Here is a 23,266-nt window from a genome sequence, read left to right as displayed (position 1 = left end):
GATCAGACCGCCCTCATCAGCAGGGTGGCGGCGACGAGCACCGCCGCACCGCCGAACATCGAGACCGCGTACGAACGGGCGTAGCCGTTCTGCAGCTTGCGCATCCGGCCCGACAGCCCGCCCACCGAGGCGGCGGTGCCGTTGACGACGCCGTCGACCAGGGTGTGGTCGACGTAGACCAGGCTGCGGGTGAGGTGCTCGCCACCGCGGACCAGCACGACGTGGTTGAAGTCGTCCTGCAGCAGGTCCCGCCGGGCGGCCCGGGTGAGGAGGCTGCCGCGGGGGGCCGTGACGGGCACGGGCCTGCGGCCGTACTGCGCCCAGGCGAGCGCCACGCCGAGCACGAGCACGACCATGGTCGCGGCGGTGACGGTCAGGGCGCTGAGGGGCGAGTGGCCCTCCTCGTGCCCGGTGACCGGCTCCAGCCACTTCAGGAACGTGTCGTTGATGCTGAACAGGCCGCCGGCGAAGACCGAGCCGAAGGCCAGGAGGACCATCGGGATCGTCATGGTGCGGGGCGACTCGTGGGGGTGGGGCAGCGCGCCCTCGCCCCGGGTCTCCGCGGCGGGCTCGGCGCTGGGCTCGTCCGGCGAGGGCGCCGGCTGCCAGCGCTTCTCGCCGAAGAACGTCATCAGCATCACGCGCGTCATGTAGTACGCGGTGATGGCCGCGCCGAGCAGGGCCGCGCCGCCCAGGATCCAGCCCTCGGCGCCGCCCTTGGCGAAGGCGGCCTCGATGATCCGGTCCTTGGAGAAGAAGCCGGACAGGCCGGGGAAGCCGATGATGGCGAGGTAGCCGAGGCCGAAGGTGACGAAGGTGACCGGCATGTACTTCCGCAGGCCGCCGTAGTGGCGCATGTCGACCTCGTCGTTCATGGCGTGCATGACGGAGCCGGCGCCGAGGAAGAGCCCGGCCTTGAAGAAGCCGTGGGTCACCAGGTGCATGATCGCGAAGACGTAGCCGACCGGGCCCAGGCCGGCGGCCAGGACCATGTACCCGATCTGGGACATGGTGGAGCCGGCCAGGGCCTTCTTGATGTCGTCCTTGGCGCAACCGACGATCGCACCGAAGAGGAGCGTGACCGCGCCGACGGTGACGACCGCCGTCTGTGCGTCCGGCGCCGCGTCGAAGATCGCACCCGAGCGGGTGATCAGGTAGACGCCGGCGGTCACCATCGTCGCGGCGTGGATGAGGGCCGAGACGGGCGTCGGGCCCTCCATCGCGTCCCCGAGCCAGGACTGCAGCGGCACCTGGGCGGACTTGCCGCAGGCGGCGAGCAGCAGCATCAGCGCGACGGCCGTCATCCTGCCCTCCCCGGCGTCGGCCGCCCGCTCCAGGACGGGGTCGAAGGCGAAGGTGCCGAACGTGGCGAACAGCAGCATGATCGCGATCGACAGCCCCATGTCGCCGACGCGGTTGACCAGGAACGCCTTCTTGGCGGCGGTGGCCGCGCTCGGCTTGTGCTGCCAGAAGCCGATCAGCAGGTACGAGGCGAGGCCGACGCCCTCCCAGCCCGCGTACAGCAGCAGGTAGTTGTCGGCGAGGACGAGCAGCAGCATCGCGGCGAGGAAGAGGTTGAGATAGCCGAAGAAACGCCGCTTGCGCTCGTCGTGGGCCATGTAGCCCACGGAGTAGAGGTGGATGAGCGAGCCCACGCCCGTGATCAGCAGGACGAAGGTCATCGACAGCTGGTCGAGGTGGAAGCCGACGTCGGCGCGGAAGCCGCCGACGGGCACCCACTGGAAGACGGTGACGTCCAGGGCGCGCTCCTCGCCGCCCTTGCCGAGCATGTCGGCGAAGAGTACGACGCCGAGCGCGAAGGACACGGCCGCGAGCAGGGTGCCCAGCCAGGGGCCGCTCCGGTCGAGCCTGCGCCCGCCGCACAGCAGCACGCCCGCTCCCAGCAGGGGCGCGAGGACGAGCAATCCGATGAGGTTCTCCACGTCAGCGTCCCCTTACAGCTTCAGCAGGCCGGCGTCGTCCACCGAGGCCGAGTGCCGGGAGCGGAAGATCGTCACGATGATGGCGAGGCCGATCACGACCTCCGCCGCGGCCACGACCATCGTGAAGAAGGCGATGATCTGGCCGTCGAGGTTGCCGTGCAGCCGGGCGAAGGTGACGAACGCCAGGTTGCAGGCGTTCAGCATCAGCTCGACGCACATGAAGATGACGATCGCGTTCCGCCGGATGAGCACGCCGGTCGCCCCGATGGTGAACAACAGGGCCGCCAGGTAGAGGTAGTTGACCGGGTTCACTTGCCCGCCCCCTTCGCGTTCGCGCCGGCATCCTCGCTGCGGCCCCGCTCCTGCCAGGCGCCGGCCCGCTGCTCCAGGGCCTTGAGGTCCTCCAGGGCCTCGCCCGAGACGTCGCGGACCTGGCCGCGGGCGCGCAGGGTGGGGCTGACGGTGAGCTCGGAGGCGGTGCCGTCGGGCAGGAGGCCGGGGATGTCGACGGCGTTGTGCCGGGCGTAGACGCCGGGGGCCGGCAGCGGGGTGACTTGCTTGCCCTCGCGGACGCGCTGTTCGGCGCGCTCGCGCTGGGTGGCGGCCCGCTCCGTGCGCTCGCGGTGGGTGAGCACCATCGCGCCGACGGCCGCCGTGATCAGCAGGGCGCCGGTGATCTCGAACGCGAAGACGTATTTGGTGAAGACGAGGGCGGCGAGGCCTTCGACGTTGCCGCCGGCATTGGCCTGGCCGAGGCCGTTCCACTCCTTCAGGGAGGCGTTGGCGATGCCGGCGACGAGCAGGATGCCGAAGCCGAGCATGCACAGCGCGGCGAGCCACCGCTGGCCCTTGATGGTCTCCTTGAGGGAGTCGGCGGCGGTGACGCCGACGAGCATGACGACGAAGAGGAAGAGCATCATGATCGCGCCGGTGTAGACGACGATCTGGACGACGCCCAGGAAGTAGGCGCCGTTGGCGAGGTAGAACACCGCCAGAACGATCATGGTGCCGGCGAGGGAGAGGGCGCTGTGCACGGCCTTCTTCATCAGGACGGTGCCCAGCGCCCCGAGGAGGGCGACGACCGCCAGGATCCAGAACTGGACCGCCTCGCCGGTCGAGGCGGCCGTAGCGGCGAGGCTCACGCGTCCGCCCCTTCCTCTTGGGGCCGTTCGCCCTTGGAGAGGGCGGTCTGGCGGACGGTGCCGGGCGCGGCCTCGGTCACCAGGCCGCGGTAGTAGTCCTGTTCGGTCATGCCGGTGAAGATCGCGTGCGGGGTGTCGACCATGCCCTCCTCCAGGCCCGCGAGCAGCTCCTCCTTGGTGTAGATGAGCGACTCGCGGCTGTCGTCGGCCAGTTCGTACTGGTTGGTCATGGTGAGGGCGCGGGTGGGGCACGCCTCGACGCACAGGCCGCACAGGATGCAGCGGAGGTAGTTGATCTGGTAGACGCGGCCGTAGCGCTCGCCCGGCGAATAGCGCTCCTCGGGCTTGTTGTCCGCGCCCTCCACGTAGATGGCGTCGGCGGGGCAGGCCCAGGCGCACAGCTCGCAGCCGATGCACTTCTCCAGGCCGTCCGGGTGCCGGTTGAGCTGGTGGCGGCCGTGGAAGCGGGGGGCCGTCGGCTTCTTGTACTCCGGGTACTGCTCGGTCAGCCGCTTCTTGAACATGGCCTTGAAGGTCACGCCGAAGCCGGCCACGGGATTGCGGGGGGTGTCGCGGGAGGCGTCGCCTCCGGGTTCGGTAGCCACTGCCGTCAGCCCTCCTTTCCGTCACGCACAGTATCGGGCCCACCACTGACAATGAGCTCTCCGTCACGGCGCGGCCTGCGGCGCGGCACCGGTGGCAGGGTCTGCCCGGGCAGCGGCGGCACGGGGAACCCGCCGCCCGCCGGGTCGAACTCCCGCTCCGGCGCGGCCTCCCCGTCCCCCTGGCCGCGCTCGCCCTTGCGGAAGACGTCCGCCACGAGGGAGAGCAGCAGGACCGCGACGACGGCACCGCCCACGTACAGCACGATCTGCTGGAAGTCGTAGTTCTCGTTCCGCAGCGCCCGCACCGAGGCGACGAGCATCAGCCACACCATCGAGACCGGGATGAGGACCTTCCAGCCCAGCTTCATGAACTGGTCGTAGCGCAGCCGCGGCAGCGTGCCGCGCAGCCAGATGAAGAAGAACAGCAGCAGCTGCAGCTTGACCACGAACCACAGGAGCGGCCACCAGCCGTGGTTCGCGCCCTCCCAGAACGCGGAGACCGGGTACGGGGCCCGCCAGCCGCCCAGGAACAGCGTCACGGCCACCGCCGAGACGGTGACCATGTTGACGTACTCGGCCAGCATGAACATCGCGAACTTGATGGAGGAGTACTCGGTGTTGAAGCCGCCGACCAGGTCGCCCTCGGACTCCGGCAGGTCGAACGGCGCCCGGTTGGTCTCCCCCACCATCGCCACGATGTAGACGAGGAAGGAGACCGGCAGCAGCAGCACGTACCAGCGGTCGTGCTGAGCCTCCACGATCGCCGAGGTCGACATCGACCCCGAGTAGAGGAAGACCGCGGCGAAGGAGACGCCCATCGCGATCTCGTACGAGATCATCTGCGCGCACGAGCGCAGGCCGCCCAGCAGCGGGTACGTCGAGCCGGACGACCAGCCCGCGAGCACGATGCCGTAGATGCCGACCGAGGCCGTGGCGAGGATGTAGAGCACGCCGATCGGCAGGTCCGTGAGCTGCATCGTCGTGCGGTGCCCGAAGACCGAGATCTCGTTGCCCGCGGGGCCGAAGGGGATCACGGCGATCGCCATGAACGCGGGGACGGCCGCCACGACGGGGGCCAGCAGATAGACCGCCTTGTCCGCCCGCTTGACGATCACGTCCTCTTTCAGCATCAGCTTGATGCCGTCCGCGAGGGACTGCAGCATGCCCCACGGGCCGTGCCGGTTGGGGCCGATCCGCAGCTGCATCCACGCCACGACCTTGCGTTCCCAGACGATCGAGAACAGCACGGTCAGCATGACGAACGCGAAGCAGAAGACCGCCTTGACGACGATCAGCCACCACGGGTCCCGGCCGAACACCGACAGGTCCCCGGCGGCCAGCTCGCTCAGGCGGTAAGCCTCCACAGTCTTCACTACCGCGCCTCCGGTGTCCCGGTCCCGGTGCCGTCACCGGAATCCGCCCCGATCCGTACGAGCTCGCCCGGGCGCGCCCCGGTGTCCGCGGCGACGCCGCCGCCCGCCGAGTTCAGCGGAAGCCACACGACGCGGTCGGGCATGGCCGTCACGCGCAGCGGCAGCCGTACCGTGCCGGCCGGGCCCGTCACCGCCAGCAGCTCGCCGTCGCGCACCCCCGCCTCGGCGGCGGTCGCGGGCGACAGCCGGGCGAGCGCCGCGTGCCGCGTGGCGGCCAGGGCGTCGTCCCCGTCCTGCAGGCGGCCCTGGTCGAGCAGCATGCGGTGGCCCGCGAGGACCGCCTCGCCCGCGCCCGGCTGCGGCACCGGCCGGGCGGCCTCCGCCGGGTCCGCGGCGTGCTCCCCGTCCCAGGTGCCGAGGCGGCGCAGCTCCGCTCGCGCGGCGCCGGCATCCGGCAGCCCCAGGCCGATGCCCATGGCGTCGGCCAGCATGTGCAGCACGCGAGCGTCCGCGGGCACGTGGCGGCGCGGCAGCTGGTCCGGCTTGATGGCGACCTCGAACGGCCGTGCGCGGCCCTCCCAGTTGAGGAACGTGCCCGCCTTCTCCGCGACCGCGGCCACCGGCAGGACGACGTCCGCCCGGTCCGACACCTCGCTCGGCCGCTGCTCCAGGCTGACCAGGAAGCCGACGGCGTCCAGTGCCTCCCGCGCGCGGGCCGGGTCGGGCAGGTCCGCGACCTCGACGCCGCCCACCAGCAGGGCGCCCAGCTCGCCGCGCGCGGCCGCCTCCACGATCTGGCCGGTGTCCCGGCCCGGGCTGCGCGGCAGGCCGGACACGCCCCAGGCGGCCGCGGTCTCCTCGCGCGCCCGCGGGTCGGTGGCCGGGCGCCCGCCGGGCAGCAGCCCCGGCAGGGCCCCCGCCTCGACCGCGCCGCGCTCGCCGGCCCGGCGCGGGATCCACACCAGCTGCGCGCCGGTCGCCGTCGCCGCGGCGACGGCGGCGGTCAGCGCGCCGGGCACGCCCGCGAGCCGCTCGCCGACGACGATCACGGCGCCGCCGGCCCGCAGGGCGCCGGCCGCCTCCTGCCCGCCGGCGTCCAGGTCCGTACCGCCGGCCAGCGCCTTCAGCCACGCGGCCTCGGTGCCGGGCGCGGCCGGCAGCAGCGTGCCGCCCGCCTTCTCCAGACCGCGGGTGGCGAACGGGGCGAGCGCGAAGACGCGCTGCCCGTGCTTGCGCCAGGCCTTGCGCAGCCGCAGGAAGACGCCGGGCGCCTCCTCCTCGGCCTCCAAGCCCGCCAGCAGCACCGCGGGGGCCTTCTCCAGCGCGGCGTACGTGACGCCGCTGCCGTCGAGGTCCCGGCCCCGCCCGGCGACGCGGGCGGCCAGGAAGTCGGCCTCCTCGGCGCTGTGCACCCGGGCCCGGAAGTCGACGTCGTGCGTGTCGAGCGCAACGCGCGCGAACTTGGCGTACGCGTACGCGTCTTCGACCGTCAGCCTGCCGCCCGTCAGGACGCCCGTCCTGCCGCGCGCCGCCGCAAGCCCCCGGGCCGCCGCCTCCAGCGCCTCCGGCCAGCTCGCGGGCGCCAGCACGCCCTCGGCGCCGCGCACCAGCGGGTGCGTGAAGCGCTCCGGCCGCTGCGCGTAGCGGAACGCGAAACGGCCCTTGTCGCACACCCACTCCTCGTTGACCTCCGGGTCGTCGGAGGCCAGGCGGCGCATCACCTTGCCGCGCCGGTGGTCCGTGCGCAGCGCGCAGCCGCCCGCGCAGTGCTCGCACACCGACGGCGACGACACCAGGTCGAAGGGGCGCGAGCGGAAGCGGTACGCCGCCGACGTCAGCGCCCCCACCGGGCAGATCTGGATGGTGTTGCCCGAGAAGTACGACTCGAAGGGCACGCCCTCGCCCGTGCCGACCTGCTGCAGCGCCCCGCGCTCCAGCAGCTCGATCATCGGGTCGCCCGCGATCTGCTGCGAGAAGCGGGTGCAGCGCGCGCACAGCACGCACCGCTCGCGGTCCAGCAGCACCTGCGGGGAGATGGGCACCGGCTTCTCGAAGGTGCGCTTGCGGCCCTCGAAGCGGCTGTCCGCCTGCCCCGCCGTCATCGCCTGGTTCTGCAGGGGGCACTCGCCGCCCTTGTCGCAGACCGGGCAGTCCAGCGGGTGGTTGATCAGCAGCAGCTCCATCACGCCGCGCTGCGCCTTCTCCGCGACGGGCGAGGTCAGCTGCGTGCGGACGACCATGCCGTCGGTGCAGGTGATGGTGCAGGACGCCATCGGCTTGCGCTGGCCCTCCACCTCCACGATGCATTGCCGGCAGGCGCCGGCCGGATCGAGCAGCGGGTGGTCGCAGAAGCGGGGGATCTCGATGCCCAGCAGCTCCGCGGCGCGGATGACCAGCGTCCCCTTGGGGACGGTGATCGCGGCGCCGTCGATGGTGAGCGAGACGAGGTCCTCCGGCGGCGGCTTCGCGCCCCCTCCTCCGGAGGGGGCAGACGTCGTGACCGTCACGCGTTCACCTCCAGGGGGAAGTTCTGCGGGCCGTCGGCCCACAGGGTCGACTTCGACGGGTCGAAGGGGCAGCCCTTGCCCGTGATGTGCTGTTCGTACTCCGCGCGGAAGTGCTGCAGCGAGGAGAGGATGGGCGCCGCGGCGCCGTCGCCCAGGGCGCAGAAGGACTTGCCGTTGATGTTGTCGGAGATGTCGGCGAGCTTGTCGAGGTCGGCCTTGCGGCCCTTGCCGGCCTCGATGTCGCGCAGGAGCTGGACGAGCCAGTACGTGCCCTCGCGGCAGGGCGTGCACTTGCCGCACGACTCGTGCGCGTAGAACTCCGTCCAGCGGGTGACCGCGCGCACCACGCACGTCGTCTCGTCGAAGCACTGCAGCGACTTGGTGCCCAGCAGCGAGCCGGCCGCGCCCACGCTGTCGAAGTCCAGCGGCACGTCGAGCTGTTCGGCGGTGAACATGGGGCTGGAGGAGCCGCCCGGCGTCCAGAACTTCAGCCGGTGGCCGGGGCGCATGCCGCCGCTCATGTCGAGCAGCTGGCGCAGGGTGATGCCCATGGGCGCCTCGTACTGGCCGGGGTTCGCGACGTGCCCGGAGAGCGAATACAGCGTGAAGCCGGGGCACTTGTCGGTGCCCATCGAGCGGAACCACTCCTTGCCCCGGTGGAGGATCGCGGGAACCGACGCGATGGACTCGACGTTGTTCACCACAGTGGGGCAGGCGTAGAGGCCGGCGACCGCGGGGAAGGGGGGCCGGAGCCGGGGCTGGCCGCGGCGGCCTTCGAGCGAGTCGAGGAGGGCGGTCTCCTCGCCGCAGATGTACGCGCCCGCGCCCGCGTGCACGGTCAGCTCCAGGTCCAGCCCGGAGCCGAGGACGTTCGTGCCGAGGTAGCCCGCGGCGTACGCCTCGCGCACGGCCTCGTGCAGCCGGCGCAGCACGGGGACGACCTCGCCGCGCAGATAGATGAAGGCCCGGTTGGAGCGGATCGCGTGGCAGGCGATCAGGATGCCCTCGATGAGGGTGTGCGGCGCGGCGAAGAGCAGCGGGATGTCCTTGCAGGCGCCCGGCTCGGACTCGTCCGCGTTGACCACGAGGTAGTGCGGCTTGCCGTCGCCCTGCGGGATGAACTGCCACTTCATCCCGGTCGGGAAGCCCGCGCCGCCGCGGCCGCGCAGGCCCGAGTCCTTCACGTAGGCGATCACGTCGTCGGGGGCCATCGCGAGCGCCTTGCGCGCGCCCTGGTAGCCGTCGTGGCGCAGGTAGGTCTCCAGCGTCCAGGAGCGCGGCTCGTCCCAGAACGCGGAGAGCACGGGGGCGAGCAGCTTCTCCGGGCTCGTCTCCCCCATCGCTGGTGCCATGGTCATCCCTCCCCCTCCTCGGTGACGGGCCCTGCGGGGTGCTCGGGGTCCGAGGCGGACGTCTTCTGCGGCGCGTCGTGGGAGCTGAGGTGTTCTTCCGGCCGGCCGGGAGCGGCGGCCGGCGGGGCGCCGCGCGGCGGTCCGACCCGGGCCGCCGCCCCGGGCCGCTCGCCCTTGGCCAGCTGCAGGCCCGCCAGGGAGGCCGGGCCCGCTCCGCCGCTCGCCTCGACCGCGCCCGGGCGGGGGTCGGGGAAGCCGGCGAGGATCCGGGAGGTCTCCCGGAAGGTGCACAGCGGGGCGCCGCGGGTCGGCTCGGCGGGGCGGCCCGCGCGCAGGTCGTCGACGAGGGCCTTGGCGCTCTCGACGGTCTGGTTGTCGAAGAACTCCCAGTTGACCATCACGACGGGCGCGAAGTCGCACGCGGCGTTGCACTCCACGTGCTCAAGGGTGATCTTGCCGTCGGGGGTGGTGCCGCCGTTGTCCACCCCGAGGTGCCGGCGCAGCCCCTCGAAGATCGCGTCGCCGCCCATGACCGCGCACAGGGTGTTGGTGCACACCCCCACCTGGTACTCACCGCCCGGCTCGCGCCGGTACATGGTGTAGAAGGTGGCGACCGCCGTGACCTCGGCGAGTGTCAGGCCGAGCGTCTCGGCGCAGAAGCGCAGGCCGGTCCGGGTGACGTGCCCCTCCTCGGCCTGGACGAGGTGGAGCAGCGGCAGCAGGGCGCTGCGGCTGTCGGGATAGCGGCCGATCACCTCCTGGGCATCGGCCGCCAGCCGCTCCCGCACCTCGGCGGGATAGTCCGGCGGGGGAAGCTGAGGCATCCCCAGCTGTACGTCATGTGTCACCGGTCGACGCCTCCCATCACGGGGTCGATGGACGCCACCGCGACGATCACGTCGGCCACCTGGCCGCCCTCGCACATCGCCGCCATGGACTGCAGGTTGGTGAAGGACGGGTCGCGGAAGTGGACGCGGTACGGGCGGGTGCCGCCGTCGCTGACGACGTGCACGCCCAGCTCGCCCTTGGGTGACTCGACCGCGGTGTACACCTGGCCGGGCGGCACCCGGAAGCCCTCCGTGACCAGCTTGAAGTGGTGGATCAGGGCCTCCATGGAGGTGCCCATGATCTTCTTGATGTGGTCGAGGGAGTTGCCGAGGCCGTCGGGGCCGAGGGCCAGCTGCGCGGGCCAGGCGATCTTCTTGTCCGCGACCATGACCGGGCCGGGCGCCAGCCGGTCCAGGCACTGCTCGATGATCCGCAGCGACTGGTGCATCTCCTCGATGCGGATGAGGAAGCGCCCGTACGCGTCGCAGGTGTCGGCGGTCGGCACCTCGAAGTCGTAGGTGTCGTAGCCGCAGTACGGCTGGGACTTGCGCAGGTCGTGCGGGAGGCCGGTGGCGCGCAGGATCGGCCCGGTCGCGCCGAGGGCCATGCAGCCGGCCAGGTCGAGGTAGCCGATGTCCTGCAGGCGGCCCTTGAAGATGGGGTTGCCGGTGGCGAGCTTGTCGTACTCCGGGAGGTTCTTCCGCATCTTCTTCACGAAGGCGCGCACCTGGTCCACGGCGCCGGGCGGCAGGTCCTGCGCGAGGCCGCCGGGGCGGACGTAGGCGTGGTTCATGCGCAGGCCGGTGATCAGCTCGTAGATGTCGAGGACGAGCTCGCGGTCCCGGAAGCCGTAGATCATGATCGTGGTGGCGCCGAGCTCCATGCCGCCGGTGGCGATGCACACCAGGTGGGAGGAGATTCGGTTCAGCTCCATCAGCAGGACGCGGATGACCGAGGCGCGGTCGGGGACCTGCTCCTCGATGCCCAGGAGCTTCTCGACGCCCAGGCAGTACGCCGTCTCGTTGAAGAACGGCGTGAGGTAGTCCATGCGCGTGACGAAGGTGGTGCCCTGCGTCCACGTCCGGTACTCGAGGTTCTTCTCGATGCCGGTGTGGAGGTAGCCGATGCCGCAGCGGGCCTCGGTGACGGTCTCGCCGTCGATCTCCAGGATCAGGCGGAGCACTCCGTGGGTGGACGGGTGCTGCGGCCCCATGTTGACGATGATGCGTTCGTCGTCGGCCGCCTTCGCCTCGGCCGCCAGCTCGTCCCAGTCGCCGCCGGTGACGGTGTAGACGGTGCCTTCCGTGGTCTCGCGCGGGCTTGCCTGTGATGCGCTCATCAGCTGTACGACCTCCGCTCGTCCGGAGCCGGGATGCGGGCGCCCTTGTACTCGACGGGGACGCCGCCGAGGGGGTAGTCCTTGCGCTGCGGGAAGCCCTGCCAGTCGTCCGGCATCATGATCCGCGTGAGCGCGGGGTGACCGTCGAAGACGAGGCCGAAGAAGTCGTAGGCCTCGCGCTCGTGCCAGTCGTTGGTGGGGTAGACGTCCACGATCGACGGCAGGTGCGGGTCGGCGTCGGGGACGCTCACCTCCAGCCGGATCACCCGGTTGTGGGTGATCGAGCGCAGGTGGTAGACGGCGTGCAGCTCGCGGCCGGCGTCTTCGGGGAAGTGCACTCCGCTCACGCCCGTGCACAGCTCGAAGCGGAGCGCCGGGTCGTCGCGCAGGGTGCGGGCGACGCGCGGGAGGTGCTCGCGGGCGATGTGGAAGGTGAGCTCGCCGCGGTCGACGACGGTCTTCTCGATCGCGTTCGCCGGGAGGAGGCCCTGTTCTTCGAGGGCTCCTTCGAGCTCGTCCGCCACCTCGTCGAAGTATCCGCCGTAGGGGCGGGTGGCCTCGCCCGGCAGCCGGACGGTGCGCACCAGCCCGCCGTAGCCGGTGGTGTCGCCGCCGTTGCGGGCGCCGAACATGCCGCGCTGGACGCGGATGGCCTCGCCGTGCTCGCCGCGCTGGCCGGGGAGGTTCTGGGCGTTCATGTCCTTGTCGGGGTTCACGCCGTTGGCGGTGGGGTTCACGCCGTTGGCGGCGGGCTTCTCGCCGCCCGCGCCCGGCTTCTCGCCGCCGGCGGCCGTGGGTCCGCTCATCGCAGCAGCCCCTTCATCTCGATCAGGGGCAGGGCCTTCAGGGCGGCTTCCTCCGCCTCGCGCTCGGCCTGCTCGCGGTGCGGCCCGAGCTTCTCGCCCTGGATCTTCTTGTGCAGCTTCAAGATCGCGTCCATCAGCATCTCGGGGCGCGGCGGGCAGCCGGGCAGGTAGATGTCGACCGGCACGATGTGGTCGACGCCCTGGACGATCGCGTAGTTGTTGAACATGCCTCCGCTGGAGGCGCAGACGCCCATGGAGATCACCCACTTGGGATTGGGCATCTGGTCGTAGACCTGCCGCAGGACGGGGGCCATCTTCTGGCTGACCCGGCCGGCCACGATCATCAGATCGGCCTGTCGGGGCGAGCCGCGGAAGACCTCCATGCCGAAGCGGGCCAGGTCGTAGCGGCCGGCGCCGGTGGTCATCATCTCGATGGCGCAGCAGGCCAGGCCGAAGGTCGCCGGGAAGACGGACGACTTGCGGACCCAGCCGGCGGCCTGTTCGACGGTGGTCAGCGCGAAGCCGCTGGGCAGCTTCTCCTCGAGTCCCATGTGGTGCCCCCTAGTCCCATTCCAGGCCGCCGCGGCGCCAGACGTAGGCGTAGGCGACGAAGACGGTGAGCACGAAGAGCAGCATCTCCACGAGCCCGAACAGACCCAGGGCGTCGAAGGTGACGGCCCAGGGGTAGAGGAAGACGATCTCGATGTCGAAGACGATGAAGAGCATCGCCGTCAGGTAGTACTTGATCGGGAAGCGCCCGCCGCCCGCGGGCTGCGGGGTGGGCTCGATACCGCACTCGTAGGCCTCGAGCTTGGCGCGGTTGTACCTCTTGGGCCCGACGATCGAGGCCATGACCACGGAGAAGATCGCGAAGCCTGCCCCGAGGGCTCCCAGTACGAGGATGGGCGCGTAGGCGTTCACCGCTCCTCGCTCCTTCCAGTCGACGCTGACTGCCGGATGGACCGGACCCGGCCGGGCGGACCGCCCCCGCGGGCCACCGGAGATCACCGCGAAGATCGCCGATATGTGAGGCAGTTCACAAGCCCGGGTCGATTGCATCCTATGCCCGCCGGTCTGTGATCTGCGACACGGGGTACACACCCGCGTTTGTGATCTCCACCACCTGACGAACGATCATCAAGTCGGATGAGCGGCGATCTTCGTACACGAAGCGCACAAGTGATCACCAGGGGTGACATTAGGACGCTCGGCGCCTGGTCGGAAGGGTGGCGCACTATCAAGAGGTGCACCATGCATGCAAATTGGCATGTGCTGCGGTCAACTGATATGAGCGCGGGGCCGGCTGACCCGGTGTCGCCCGCGGGGCGCCGCGCGGGGCCGGTCGGTGCCTTCGTTCACGAGGGCGCGTGCGGGGCGGCCGGGACGTGAGCTGTGCCACGCGCCGGAAGGTTCGGGGGCCGGATTTCGTGGGTAGCCTCGACATGCGAGCCGTGATGGTGATATGACCATCGCCGATCATGACCGGTGGCTAAAACCCCATGCTGAAGCGGCCGATAGGGGTTCACGGACGATCGGCCGCCGTGATGTTCCCGTGATCAAATGCCCGAATTCTGGGCGCGTGCACGTCAATTGTGACGCACGTCACCTTTATTGAACTCAACCTGCGCGGACTGATAGTCCGTTGTCCCATGTCCCCCAACGCGCACATAACCAGCCACCGGAAGCCCCGTCGTACGGCCACCCAGTCGTGGGTCGTCCGCACTGGTGTTGCCGGTGGCGTCCTCAGCACCCTGGCCGTGGCCGGCGCCGGTTCCGCCACCGCCGCCGAGAAGCCCGTCGAGTCGACCGTCGAGATGCCCGCGGTCAACGCGGCCCTGGCCACGTCCATCGCGCAGAGCGCGGCGGCCACCCAGCAGACGTCGTTCGACTTCCAGGACCGCGCGCAGCAGGACGAGGCGACCAGCAAGGTCGAGGCCGCCGCCAAGAAGGCCGCGGACGAGGCCTCGCGGAAGGCCGAGGCGGAGCGCAAGGCCGCCGCCGCCAAGGAGAAGCGCGAGCAGCAGGAGGCCGAGCGCGCCTCCCGCGCCACCGAGCGCAAGAGCCTCAGCGGCAAGTCGGCCGCCCAGACCTCCGAGGACGCGGCCACGGCCGCCTCGTCCTCCGCCAAGGGCGCCGCCACCGGCTCCACCGCCACCCTGGTCTCCTTCCTGGAGGCCCAGCTCGGCAAGGCGTACGTGATGGGCTCCACCGGCCCGTCCTCCTACGACTGCTCCGGCCTGGTCATGGCGGCCTACAACCAGATCGGCATCAGCCTGCCGCGCGTCTCGCAGGACCAGTCGACGGCCGGCACCCAGGTCTCGCTGAGCAACCTGCAGGTCGGCGACATCCTGTACTGGGGCTCCGCGGGCAGCGCGTACCACGTGGCCGTGTACGTCGGCGGCGGCAAGTTCATCGGCGCGCAGAACCCGAGCACGGGCATCGTCGAGCGCGACATGAGCTACTCGCCGCCCACCGGCGCCGTCCGCGTCCTCTAAAGGGACTGACGGCCCGTCAAGGGCCGAGGATTCCGCAGACGTACGAAGGGCCGCCGTCCCACCGCTCGGGACGGCGGCCCTTCGGCATGCCCGCCGGCGGCCGTGTCCCCCGCACGGCCCGCGGCGCGGCCGCCGGCCGGACGCCCTGCGGCCCCCGTCTTCCCCAGGACCCGTCCGGCCTCCCCCGTACCGGGACGGGCCCTCCGAGCCGCTGGAGAAGCGCCCGTCCCGGTATGTGAAGTCTGCAAGCACCGTCACCGGCGGGACAAAGCCCTTCGGCGGGGGCCGAATCCGGGCGCGGCGCGCGCCGTCTCCACGCGAAGCTCTCTGCGCGAGGCTCTCCGCGCGAAGCTCTCCGCGGAGGTTCCCCCGCGCGGGGGCCCCGCGCTACCGTCGGTCGACGTGCTCCGCATCCACTTCGGCCCGGACGACCTCGGCAGGGTGCGCCTCACGCCCGGCCCGGATCCCCTGGCGGAGGCGGCACTGAGCCTGCCGGTGCTGCAGAACCGCTGGATGGGCGGGATCGCCCTCGACGGCTGGCGGCAGCGCACCCAGCGCGGCCTGAGCCCCCTCATGCGCCCCCTCCTGGAGCTCGCCCCGGCGGACATGGGCGAGTACCTCCCGGAGGCGTTCCTGCACGCCGAGGACGGGGCCACCACGCTCACCGAGAGCCTGGAGTCCGTGTGGGCGCTGCCGCAGAAGGTCTGGACGGCCGAGCTGGAGTGCGCGCTGGACCACCGCCCCGTGCCGCAGTGGTTCGGCGACCTGCACACCGCCGACCGCCCGGCCGCCCGCACCGTCGACCAGGCCTTCCGCTCGTACTACGACACGGCCCTCGCCCCCTACTGGTCGCAGGTGACCGCCTGCGTGCAGGCCGACCGCACGCGCCGCATGCGCATCGCCGCCGAGCAGGGCGTGGAACACCTCCTGGCCACCCTGCACCCCACGGTGCGCTGGGAGTCGCCCGTGCTGCACGTACCCTGCCGGCACAACGAGGGCTTCCACCGGGACTTCCACGACGTGCACCTGGCGGGACGGGGCCTGACCCTCACGCCCTCGTTCTTCTGGCCGCACCCCACGGCGCGGGCCCACAGCGCGGACGACGAGGCGCCCATCGACCTCTGCTACCCGGTCGCCCTCGACCTCTCCGCCTACCAGGCGGTGCTCGCCGCCCCTGCCGGCCCCGCGGGCCGCGGCGCCGGCGACCTCGCGCGGCTGACCGCGCTGCTCGGGCGCACCCGCGCCCGCGTGCTGGACGCGGCCGCGGACGGCGGCAGCACCGCGCAGCTCGCCCGCCGCGCCGGGATCTCCCCGGCCTCGGCGAGCGAGCACGCGACCGTCCTGCGGGAAGCGGGCCTGCTCACCACGCGCCGCACGGGGCCGTCCGTGCTGCACACGCTGACGCCCCTGGGGCAGGCGCTGCTCGACGGGGTGGTCTGAGCATCAGTCCACGCAGGGCAGGCCCATGTCGACCGTGCACTGGTCGCCGGGGTCGCCGCCCGCGCTCACGGTGCCCTCGTTGCTGTTGACGTGGAGGGTGTCGGCGTCCTCGTTGCCGTGAACGAAGCCGCCGGAAGCGACCGCGCCGGACACGGTGATGGTGTCCTTGCCCTTGGCGCCCCGGATCTCCCCGCCGCTGCCGACGTCGGTCGCCGTGATCCCGTCATCACCTTGACCGGCCCGGACGTGGCCGGTGATCACCCCGTTGATCTCAAGGGTGTCGGCGCCCTCCTGGCTTTCGACGCCTCCGGTGAGCGTGCCGCTGGTGAGGGTGACGTGGTCGTCGCCGGCACCGCCACGGACCACCCCGCTGACGGCACCGGTGAGGGTGATGACGTCGTCACCGCCCAGGGCGTCAACGGTGGTCGCGGCGTCCACACCATCGGCGCAGACGATGGTGTCGGCGCTCTCGGTCCCGCGAATGAGCGGCCCCGGCACCGGGACGCCGTTGACGGTGCACGTCGAATCGGCGTGGGCGGGGGACGCGAGGACGGTCCCCGCGAGCACGAGGGCCGCGGTGACGGCGAGGGCTCCGCCCGGGCGGAGGGAGCGGCCGGTCACGGGAACTCGCAGTTGAGCGGTGGGGTGCCGCCGACGAAGCAGATGTCGTCGCCGGGGCCGCCGTCGACCGTCCCCTGGTTGTCGGGAACGGTGATGACGTCGTTGTCGTCGCCCCCCTCGACCAGCCCCCTGTTCACGACCCCGGGGAAGAAGGTGACGAAGTCAGCTCCCTTGGCGGCGCGGATACGGGTGGTCGACGCGGTGGTGGCCCCCTCGAGGAGGCTGATCGCGTCGCCGTCCTGGCCGCCGCGGACCGTCCCCAGGACGTCGCCGGAGAGATTGATCAGGTCGCCGCCGGCCTGACCGTCGAGATCGCCGCCGGGGGCCAGCTCGGCGTCGCTCGTCAGCGTGACGAGGTCCCTTCCGTCACCCGCGTTGAGCCGCCCCTGCGTGGAGCCGGTGAAGGTGATGACGTCGTCCCCGCCCAGCGCGTTGATGACGTGCCCCTGCTCGAAGAACGAGCAGGTGATGACGTCCCGGCCGGAGGTCCCGTTGATGACGGGCCCCGGCTGCGGGACGCCGTTGACCGTGCAGGAGGAGGCCGCGTGGGCCGGCGCCGCGAGCGCGGTCGCGGGAAGAAAGACTGCGGCCGCCACGGCGGCGAGCCGGGCGGTGCGGCGGGCCGGAGCTCTCTGCGCTGCGTTCATGAGCGCGTTCCCTTCGGGAGAAGGCGGACCGGCCCCGTAGCGGAACCGGACTATCCCATTTCTCCCGAAAAGGCGACACGCCGAAACAGCGTCAGAACTACACGAAAGGGCTAGCCCTTCCGGCACCGGTCACGCCTTCGGCGCCACCTTGCTCAGCCCGTTGATGATGCGGTCCATCGCGTCCCCGCCCGTCGGGTCCGTGAGGTTCGCCAGCATCTTCAGCGTGAACTTCATCAGCAGCGGGTGCGTGAGCCCGTGCTGGGCGCCGATCTTCATGACCTTCGGGTTGCCGATGAGCTTCACGAAGGCCCGGCCGAGCGTGTAGTAGCCGCCGTACGTGTCCTTGAGGATCTTCGGGTAGCGCTGCAGGGCCAGCTCGCGCTGCGCGTACGAGGCGCGCGCGTGCGCCTGCACGATGACGTCCGCGGCGATCTGCCCGGACTCCATGGCGTACGCGATGCCCTCGCCGTTGAACGGGTTCACCAGCCCGCCCGCGTCACCGACGAGCAGCAGGCCGCGCGTGTAGTGCGGCTGGCGGTTGAAGGCCATGGGGAGGGCGGCGCCGCGGATCGGGCCGGTCATGTTCTCCGGGGTGTAGCCCCAGTCCTCGGGCATCGAGGCGCACCACGCCTTGAGGACCTCGCGCCAGTCCAGCTCCTTGAAGGACTCCGAGGTGTTGAGGACGCCCAGGCCGACGTTGCTCGTGCCGTCGCCCATGCCGAAGATCCAGCCGTAGCCGGGCAGCAGCCGGTCCTTCGGGCCGCGCCGGTCCCACAGCTCCAGCCAGGACTCCAGGTAGTCGTCGTCGTGGCGCGGGGAGGTGAAGTACGTCCGCACGGCGACGCCCATCGGGCGGTCCTCGCGGCGGTGCAGGCCCATGCCCAGCGACAGCCGGGAGGAGTTGCCGTCCGCGGCGACGACGAGCGGGGCGCGGAAGGTGACCGGCGTCTTCTCCTCGCCGAGCTTCGCCTCGACGCCCACGATCCGGCCCGTGCGGTCGTCGATGACCGGCGCGCCCACGTTGCAGCGCTCGTACATCCGGGCGCCGGCCTTCACCGCGTTGCGGGCCAGCTGCTCGTCGAAGTCGTCGCGCTTGCGGACCAGTCCGTAGTCCGGGAAGGAGGCGAGGTCCGGCCAGTCGAGCTGCAGCCGGACGCCGCCGCCGATGATGCGCAGGCCCTTGTTGCGCAGCCAGCCCGCTTCCTCGGAGATGTCGATGCCCATCGCCACGAGCTGCTTGGTGGCACGCGGGGTCAGGCCGTCGCCGCACACCTTCTCGCGCGGGAACGCCGTCTTCTCCAGCAGGAGGACGTCGAGTCCGGCCTTGGCGAGGTAGTAGGCGGTGGTCGAGCCGGCCGGGCCGGCCCCGACGACGATCACATCCGCGGAGTGTTCGGTATCGGTCACGGTCGGCTCTCCCGGTTCGGCTGAGGACTGGTCACCCGAGTCTATGAGCCGCCCGCCCGGCCCCGGGCGGGGGCACCCGCGCCCCGGAGGAGTGTCAGCCGGAGGAGCGCGGGCCGGCCTGCCAGGAGCCGAGCGCGGCGTCGAAGGGCTTGCGGGTGGCGTCCCCCTCGTCCCGGCCGGCGAACATGATGGCGTACTCGGTGCCCGAAGCGTCCACGTACGCCTGGTTGTAGGCGCGCATGGTGCGGCCGGTGGACTTCTCGGTCCAGGTCCACTCCCACAGGGCGCCCGGACGGCCCTGGAAGGTGTTCCGCGTCAGCGAGACCCGCCGGTAGCCGTTCTGCCCCGCCCCGCCCTTCTCCAGCTCCTGGAAGTGCTCGTACGGCGCCTGCTTGGTGTCGTGCACGATGCCGATCCGCAGGTGCTCGGGGCCCGCGCTGCCCGTGTAGTCGATCTGGCCGCTGCCCTTGTCCTCGCGGTGCCAGCCCTTGGGCACCGCGAGCGCGAACCCCTCCGGGGCGGTCACCTTCTCGTAGCCGCCGGGCACCGGCTCCGCGGACCCGGAGCCGGACGCCGACGGGGAGGCGGATACGGATTCCGACGGCGAGGGGGACGCCGACGCGGAGGCGGAAGGCGACGCGGATGCCGACGCGGACGGCGACGGGCTCGCGGTGGCGCTCGGCTTCGCCGGGGGCGGGGCCGGTGCGGCGGGCGTCTCGTCGTCTATGCCGAGCGTGTGCTGCTTGCCGTCGTCCTTCTTGTGCTGCGTCAGCAGCACGCCGCCCACCACGGCCCCGCCGAGCACGCACGCCGCCACGCCGACGCCCACCCACTTGAGCAGGGCGGGACGACGGCGGGCGGTGGGGAACGTGTAGAAGTCGGGCGTCGGGGTGATGGCGGCGAGCGGCTCGGGGGCGGCCCCCGCGTACGTCCGCGGCCGCCCGCACTTCATGCAGAAGTGCGCCTCCTCCCGGACGAACGGGGTACCGCAGTGAGGGCAGACGGTCATGGGGCGCTCCGGGTCTCGGGACGGTCGGTACGGAGGGCGGGGGGTCTTGATCGTATCGACCGTTGACGCCCTGCCCATGACAAACCGTGGGAGCCGGGGAAGGCCCGTACCGCCCCCGCGGGACGGCTCAGCCGGCCGGCTTGGTCCCCCGGTGCAGGGCCACGACGCCGCCCGTCAGGTTGCGCCACGCGACCTTCGACCAGCCCGCCTGCTGCAGCAGCCCCGCGAGCGCCGGCTGGTCCGGCCACTCCCGGATCGACTCGGCCAGGTAGACGTACGCGTCCGGGCTGCTGCTGACCGCGCGCGCGACCGGCGGCAGGGCGCGCATCAGGTACTCGGTGTAGACCGTGCGGAACGGCGCCCAGGTGGGCGTGGAGAACTCGCAGATCACCACGCGGCCGCCGGGCCGGGTGACCCGCAGCATCTCGCGCAGCGCGGCGCCGGTGTCCTGCACGTTGCGCAGCCCGAAGGAGATCGTGACGGCGTCGAACACGCCGTCCGCGAAGGGCAGGCGCGTCGCGTCGCCGGCGGTCAGCGGCATCCACGGGTTGCGCTTCTTGCCCTCGCGCAGCATGCCGACGGAGAAGTCGCAGGGGACGACGTACGCCCCGTCGGCGACGAACGGCAGCGAGGAGGTGCCCGTGCCGGCCGCGAGGTCCAGCACCTTCTCCCCCGGGCGGGCGGCGACGGCCCGGGCGACGGCCTTGCGCCACAGACGGGCCTGGCCGAGCGACAGCACGTCGTTGGTGAGGTCGTATTTGGCCGCCACGTCGTCGAACATCGCGGCGACTTCGTGCGGCTGCTTGTCCAGGGATGCTCGGGTCACGCCCCCATTGTTCACCCCCGGGGCGGGAGGGGACGCGGAGGGTCGTTGCGGGGGCGGGGCTGGACGGGGACGGCGCGCGCCCGGGAAGGACCGGCCGTCCCGCGGTGCCTGCCGCGCCCGTCCCGGGAGCCCCCGCTCCCCGGGACCGCCGGACCCCCCGTCCGGCGTGGCGCGCTCTTCCGGCCCGGCGTACGGAATCGTTGCCAGGGCCCTCCACAGTGACACCGCGGGACGCCCGTGGCGGCCGTCCCCGCGATGCCCATCCTGCCGGGCGAACCGGACCGGAACCCTCCGCGTTGACGGGCTCCTGACGTGCGGGAACGCGCTCCATACGGCTCGTTGACGCGCCGGCTCGGCGGCGCACACGGCTCGTTGACGCGCCCGGCTCGGCGGCCCGTCCGGCGTCGTTGACGCGCCGGCTCAGCAGCCCGTACGGCGTCATCGACGCGCCGGCTCGGCGGCCCGTACGGCTCATCGACGCCCCGGCTCAGCGGCGCCGGTACACCAGCCGTCCCGCGAGCACCGTCGCCACGCACGTCCCCGCGCCCGCCTCCAGCAGGGCGGCCTCGCCGGGCACGTCGAAGGCGGCGAGGTCGGCGCGTCCGCCGGCGGCGAGAGGCTCCGCGACCGAGCCGGGCAGATCCCGCCCCTCCCGCAGCGGATCGAGGTCCGGCCGGTCGAGCAGGATCCCCGGTGCGAGCAGAGCCGGTACGACCCGCAGCCCCGACCGGGCGACCGCCGCCGACACCACCGGGTCCTTGGCGGTCCCCGTCATGGCCACGGCCGTCGTGCCGTGCCTGAGCATCTGCTGCAGCCCGCGCCGGACACTGCCCGCCCGGCGGGTCTCGCTCATGTCCAGCGCCGCCAGCCGCTCGCCCGTCAGCGGACGGTCGCCCAGCTCGTCGTACTCGCGCGGGTCCGGGTGGTAGGCGCGCAGCAGCGCCACCGTGTGCCACTGGCGCAGACCGGGCGTCAGCAGGCCCGGCCACCGCCGCACCCGCGCTCCCGGGAAGGCCGCCGCCAGCTCCTCGTACGGGCCGGTCGCCGCGATCGTGCCGCCGTCCACGGCGACGGCGCCGCCGGGCACGGGAGCCGCGCCCGGGGCGCCGGTCAGCAGCAGACCGGCTGTGTGCAGCGTCAGCAACGCGCCGTCAGCCCGCGTCGATGAGCTTCAGCTCGGGGTGCGCCGTGCCGCCCTCGATCGCCGTCGACGACAGGTGCGACACCACGCGGTCGTCGACCGGGTCGTTCGCCGGGTCCTCGTGCACGACCAGGTGCTCGTACGTCGTGGCGCGCTGCGCCGGGACGCGGCCCGCCTTGCGGATGAGGTCGATGAGCTCCATGCGGTTGGAGCGGTGCTTCGCGCCGGCGGAGGAGACGACGTTCTCCTCCAGCATCACCGAGCCCAGGTCGTCCGCGCCGTAGTGCAGCGACAGCTGGCCCGCCTCCTTGCCGACGGTCAGCCAGGAGCCCTGGATGTGGGCGACGTTGTCGAGGAAGAGCCGGGCGACGGCGATCATCCGCAGGTACTCGAAGACGGTCGCCTGCGTACGGCCCTTCAGCACGTTGTTCTGCGGCTGGTAGGTGTACGGGATGAACGCGCGGAAGCCGCCCGTGCGGTCCTGCACGTCACGGATCATGCGCAGGTGCTCGATGCGCTCGGCGTTCGTCTCGCCGGTGCCCATGAGCATGGTGGAGGTCGACTCGACGCCCAGGGTGTGCGCCAGCTCCATGATCTCCAGCCAGCGCTCGCCGGACTCCTTCAGCGGCGCGATGGCCTTGCGCGGCCGGGCCGGCAGGAGTTCGGCGCCGGCGCCCGCGAAGGAGTCGAGGCCCGCGGCGTGGATGCGGCGGATCGCCTCCTCGGCGCTCACGCCGGAGATCCGCGACATGTGCTCCACCTCGGACGCGCCGAGGGAGTGGATCACCAGCTGCGGGAACTCCTTCTTGATGGCCGAGAAGTGCTCCTCGTAGTACTCCACGCCGTAGTCCGGGTGGTGGCCGCCCTGGAACATGATCTGCGTGCCGCCGAGCTCCACGGTCTCCGCGCAGCGGCGCAGGATGTCGTCGAGGGGGCGCGTCCAGACCTTGTCGCTCTTCGGCGGGGCGTAGAAGGCGCAGAACTTGCACGCCGTGACGCACGAGTTCGTGTAGTTGATGTTGCGCTCGATGATGTACGTCGCGATGTGCTCGATGCCCGCGTAGCGGCGGCGCCGGGCGGCGTCCGCGGCGGCGCCCAGGGCGTGCAGCGGGGCGTGCCGGTAGAGGTCGAGCGCCTCCTCCGGGGTGATGCGGCCACCGGCGGCGGCACGGTCGAGGACGGCTGTCACATCCATGGGCGTGAGTTCGGCCTTCTCGCTCACCGGGGCGTCCCTTCGGAGGGGGTTTGACACGACCGTCAGCCTACGCCAGCCCTCACTCTGCCCGGCGGGTGAGGGTCGCGTGCGGGCTGCCTCCCTTGGCGTCCTCGGAGGCGTACGCGAGCCTGCCGTCCGACTCCAGGGAGAACGTGATCCGCGCGGTCTCGCCCGTGCAGCCGAGCGACGGCGTCCCGTCGGTGGCCTCCTCCAGGACGAGCCGGGTGGGGGCGGCGGTGAGGAGCTTGCCCTTGGCGCGGCACTCCAGGACGTTGAGCGCGGAGTAGGTGGTGCGGACGACGTACGTGCCGGGGGCGCCGTCCTTGATGACCGTGGTCATGGTGCCGTTGGGTGTGCCGTCGCTCTGGACGATCTGTCCCGTCCACGTGCCGAGGAATTTGCCGGGGACCGTCCCCGTGCTCGTCTCGGTTCTTGCGGGGCCGCCACCCTTGCCGGGCAGGAGGAGGACGACGGCCGTCGCGGCGGCCGCGACGGCGAGGGCGGCCGCGGCCAGGGCCTTCGCCCCCGGGCGCCGGCGGGGGCGGGGCGATGCCTCGCCGGCGCCCTGG

Annotated in this window: 21 protein-coding genes and 1 pseudogene; 2 read left to right on the top strand and 20 right to left on the bottom strand. The window is 72.1% G+C overall.

The genetic code is table 11. The annotated features are described in order from the left end of the window. Window positions 1-2: 2 nt before the first annotated feature. Genes nuoL through ACSNOH_RS12890 form a run of 12 tightly spaced genes read right to left on the bottom strand, consistent with a single transcriptional unit; the run spans window position 3 to window position 12,816 of the window. The gene (gene nuoL / locus ACSNOH_RS12945; RefSeq protein ID WP_436721417.1) at window positions 3-1,943 is read right to left on the bottom strand and encodes an NADH-quinone oxidoreductase subunit L; all 1,941 of its coding nucleotides are present in this window, start codon (window positions 1,941-1,943) and stop codon (window positions 3-5) included. Window positions 1,944-1,955: 12 nt separating this feature from the next. Further along, window positions 1,956-2,255, bottom strand: coding sequence for an NADH-quinone oxidoreductase subunit NuoK (gene nuoK, locus ACSNOH_RS12940; protein ID WP_436721416.1), 300 nt, complete (start codon window positions 2,253-2,255; stop codon window positions 1,956-1,958). Then, window positions 2,252-3,085: an NADH-quinone oxidoreductase subunit J gene (locus ACSNOH_RS12935; RefSeq protein WP_436721415.1), complete on the bottom strand. Its 834-nt coding sequence runs from the start codon at window positions 3,083-3,085 to the stop codon at window positions 2,252-2,254. The genes nuoK and ACSNOH_RS12935 overlap by 4 nt, the downstream gene beginning before the upstream one ends. Beyond that, window positions 3,082-3,690, bottom strand: coding sequence for an NADH-quinone oxidoreductase subunit NuoI (gene nuoI, locus ACSNOH_RS12930; protein WP_436721414.1), 609 nt, complete (start codon window positions 3,688-3,690; stop codon window positions 3,082-3,084). The genes ACSNOH_RS12935 and nuoI overlap by 4 nt, the downstream gene beginning before the upstream one ends. 5 nt (window positions 3,691-3,695) lie before the next feature. Beyond that, window positions 3,696-5,063: an NADH-quinone oxidoreductase subunit NuoH gene (gene nuoH, locus ACSNOH_RS12925; RefSeq protein ID WP_436721413.1), complete on the bottom strand. Its 1,368-nt coding sequence runs from the start codon at window positions 5,061-5,063 to the stop codon at window positions 3,696-3,698. Next, entirely contained in the window at window positions 5,063-7,570 is a 2,508-nt protein-coding gene (locus ACSNOH_RS12920) for an NADH-quinone oxidoreductase subunit G (protein ID WP_436721412.1), read from the bottom strand. Before ACSNOH_RS12920 ends, nuoH begins: the two co-directional genes overlap by 1 nt. Further along, on the bottom strand, window positions 7,567-8,928 hold the full coding sequence (gene nuoF, locus ACSNOH_RS12915; protein ID WP_436721411.1) for an NADH-quinone oxidoreductase subunit NuoF: 1,362 nt from the start codon (window positions 8,926-8,928) through the stop codon (window positions 7,567-7,569). The genes ACSNOH_RS12920 and nuoF overlap by 4 nt, the downstream gene beginning before the upstream one ends. Then, window positions 8,925-9,746, bottom strand: a complete 822-nt coding sequence (nuoE, locus tag ACSNOH_RS12910; RefSeq protein ID WP_436721429.1) for an NADH-quinone oxidoreductase subunit NuoE — start codon at window positions 9,744-9,746, stop codon at window positions 8,925-8,927. The genes nuoF and nuoE overlap by 4 nt, the downstream gene beginning before the upstream one ends. Before the next feature lie 20 nt (window positions 9,747-9,766). After that, window positions 9,767-11,089, bottom strand: a complete 1,323-nt coding sequence (locus ACSNOH_RS12905; protein WP_436721410.1) for an NADH-quinone oxidoreductase subunit D — start codon at window positions 11,087-11,089, stop codon at window positions 9,767-9,769. Then, window positions 11,089-11,895 carry an NADH-quinone oxidoreductase subunit C gene (locus ACSNOH_RS12900; protein ID WP_436721409.1) on the bottom strand — a complete coding sequence of 269 codons (807 nt, stop codon included), beginning with the start codon at window positions 11,893-11,895 and terminating at the stop codon, window positions 11,089-11,091. The genes ACSNOH_RS12905 and ACSNOH_RS12900 overlap by 1 nt, the downstream gene beginning before the upstream one ends. Further along, window positions 11,892-12,446, bottom strand: a complete 555-nt coding sequence (locus tag ACSNOH_RS12895) for a NuoB/complex I 20 kDa subunit family protein (RefSeq protein ID WP_436721408.1) — start codon at window positions 12,444-12,446, stop codon at window positions 11,892-11,894. The genes ACSNOH_RS12900 and ACSNOH_RS12895 overlap by 4 nt, the downstream gene beginning before the upstream one ends. A gap of 10 nt (window positions 12,447-12,456) precedes the next feature. Continuing rightward, window positions 12,457-12,816 carry an NADH-quinone oxidoreductase subunit A gene (locus tag ACSNOH_RS12890; RefSeq protein WP_030368484.1) on the bottom strand — a complete coding sequence of 120 codons (360 nt, stop codon included), beginning with the start codon at window positions 12,814-12,816 and terminating at the stop codon, window positions 12,457-12,459. 728 nt (window positions 12,817-13,544) lie between these two features. Here ACSNOH_RS12890 and ACSNOH_RS12885 point away from each other — a divergent pair. After that, window positions 13,545-14,390 carry a C40 family peptidase gene (locus ACSNOH_RS12885; RefSeq protein ID WP_436721407.1) on the top strand — a complete coding sequence of 282 codons (846 nt, stop codon included), beginning with the start codon at window positions 13,545-13,547 and terminating at the stop codon, window positions 14,388-14,390. A 402-nt stretch (window positions 14,391-14,792) separates the two neighbouring features. Next, a complete protein-coding gene (locus ACSNOH_RS12880; RefSeq protein WP_436721406.1) occupies window positions 14,793-15,830 on the top strand; it encodes a winged helix-turn-helix domain-containing protein in 1,038 nt (345 codons plus the stop codon). Window positions 15,831-15,833: 3 nt separating this feature from the next. Here ACSNOH_RS12880 and ACSNOH_RS12875 read toward each other — a convergent pair whose 3' ends face one another. From ACSNOH_RS12875 to ACSNOH_RS12840, 8 genes and pseudogenes are all read right to left on the bottom strand, one after another. After that, complete coding sequence (locus ACSNOH_RS12875; RefSeq protein WP_436721405.1) at window positions 15,834-16,451, bottom strand: hypothetical protein; 618 nt, start codon at window positions 16,449-16,451, stop codon at window positions 15,834-15,836. Further along, window positions 16,448-17,098 (bottom strand): hypothetical protein, encoded by a 651-nt coding sequence (locus ACSNOH_RS12870; protein ID WP_436721404.1) that lies wholly within the window; start codon window positions 17,096-17,098, stop codon window positions 16,448-16,450. Before ACSNOH_RS12870 ends, ACSNOH_RS12875 begins: the two co-directional genes overlap by 4 nt. 129 nt (window positions 17,099-17,227) lie before the next feature. Continuing rightward, window positions 17,228-18,505, bottom strand: a complete 1,278-nt coding sequence (locus ACSNOH_RS12865; protein WP_436721403.1) for a geranylgeranyl reductase family protein — start codon at window positions 18,503-18,505, stop codon at window positions 17,228-17,230. Window positions 18,506-18,599: 94 nt separating this feature from the next. Next, entirely contained in the window at window positions 18,600-19,514 is a 915-nt protein-coding gene (locus tag ACSNOH_RS12860) for a zinc ribbon domain-containing protein (RefSeq protein ID WP_436721402.1), read from the bottom strand. Between the two features lie 127 nt (window positions 19,515-19,641). Beyond that, window positions 19,642-20,340: a demethylmenaquinone methyltransferase gene (locus ACSNOH_RS12855; RefSeq protein WP_436721401.1), complete on the bottom strand. Its 699-nt coding sequence runs from the start codon at window positions 20,338-20,340 to the stop codon at window positions 19,642-19,644. 487 nt (window positions 20,341-20,827) lie between these two features. Next, window positions 20,828-21,484, bottom strand: coding sequence for an amidohydrolase family protein (locus ACSNOH_RS12850; RefSeq protein WP_436721400.1), 657 nt, complete (start codon window positions 21,482-21,484; stop codon window positions 20,828-20,830). Window positions 21,485-21,491: 7 nt separating this feature from the next. Further along, window positions 21,492-22,676: a cyclic dehypoxanthinyl futalosine synthase gene (gene mqnC / locus ACSNOH_RS12845; protein WP_194960101.1), complete on the bottom strand. Its 1,185-nt coding sequence runs from the start codon at window positions 22,674-22,676 to the stop codon at window positions 21,492-21,494. Between the two features lie 79 nt (window positions 22,677-22,755). Further along, a pseudogene (locus ACSNOH_RS12840) lies at window positions 22,756-23,266 on the bottom strand (serine/threonine-protein kinase); the annotation flags it as partial.

Origin of the sequence: Streptomyces sp. URMC 127 (assembly GCF_051386535.1) — a bacterium.
In the GTDB taxonomy this organism is placed as follows: Bacteria; Actinomycetota; Actinomycetes; order Streptomycetales; family Streptomycetaceae; genus Streptomyces.
Note: the sequence above shows the minus strand (reverse complement) of the source record. Positions and strands in the feature narration are given on the sequence as shown.

Coding starts and splice junctions, on each gene's coding strand:
- ACSNOH_RS12860 (WP_436721402.1), bottom strand. CDS start 19,514: ATGACCGTCTGCCCTCACTGCGGTACCCCGTTCGTCCGGGAGGAGGCG.
- nuoF (WP_436721411.1), bottom strand. CDS start 8,928: ATGACCATGGCACCAGCGATGGGGGAGACGAGCCCGGAGAAGCTGCTC.
- mqnC (WP_194960101.1), bottom strand. CDS start 22,676: ATGGATGTGACAGCCGTCCTCGACCGTGCCGCCGCCGGTGGCCGCATC.
- ACSNOH_RS12885 (WP_436721407.1), top strand. CDS start 13,545: ATGTCCCCCAACGCGCACATAACCAGCCACCGGAAGCCCCGTCGTACG.
- nuoE (WP_436721429.1), bottom strand. CDS start 9,746: ATGCCTCAGCTTCCCCCGCCGGACTATCCCGCCGAGGTGCGGGAGCGG.
- ACSNOH_RS12900 (WP_436721409.1), bottom strand. CDS start 11,895: ATGAGCGGACCCACGGCCGCCGGCGGCGAGAAGCCGGGCGCGGGCGGC.
- ACSNOH_RS12870 (WP_436721404.1), bottom strand. CDS start 17,098: ATGAACGCAGCGCAGAGAGCTCCGGCCCGCCGCACCGCCCGGCTCGCC.
- ACSNOH_RS12905 (WP_436721410.1), bottom strand. CDS start 11,089: ATGAGCGCATCACAGGCAAGCCCGCGCGAGACCACGGAAGGCACCGTC.
- ACSNOH_RS12895 (WP_436721408.1), bottom strand. CDS start 12,446: ATGGGACTCGAGGAGAAGCTGCCCAGCGGCTTCGCGCTGACCACCGTC.